Origin of the sequence: Myroides sp. LoEW2-1, assembly GCF_009767705.1 — a bacterium.
Classification (GTDB): domain Bacteria; phylum Bacteroidota; class Bacteroidia; order Flavobacteriales; family Flavobacteriaceae; genus Flavobacterium; species Flavobacterium album_A.
The window spans coordinates 1-335 of sequence record NZ_WSPP01000131.1 but is presented as its reverse complement, the minus strand read 5'-3'; the positions used below and the strand labels follow the sequence as shown (position 1 = coordinate 335).

Annotated in this window: 1 pseudogene; it reads right to left on the bottom strand. The window is 32.5% G+C overall.

Annotated features, from left to right (window positions below):
- Positions 1-335 (bottom strand): annotated as a pseudogene (locus GOQ24_RS08685) (hypothetical protein); the annotation flags it as partial.

Below are 335 nucleotides of genomic sequence, written 5' to 3'. Positions count from 1 at the left end.
ACTACTACAGTAGTTTGCTCTTTTAACTTCTCAATGATATCTTGATTATTTGTAATCTCATTAAGAATATTTTGAGAAATGTCAATTGCATAAGTTTTACCATCATTTACAGTATATAAGATCGGGTTACCATCTTTATTTACGTCACCATAGTAAACGTTACCATATGAGTTAGGATCTGGTTTTGTTGGGTCAACTGGTTCTGGTGTACCTGGGTCAGTACCTCCACCTGTATTAACTACTTTTGTAATTTCCTTTTGAATAGTTTCATTATTTTTAACTATTTCTAAGAAATCCGAAGTAGCGTTGATATAATACGGAATTGGATTTCCAGC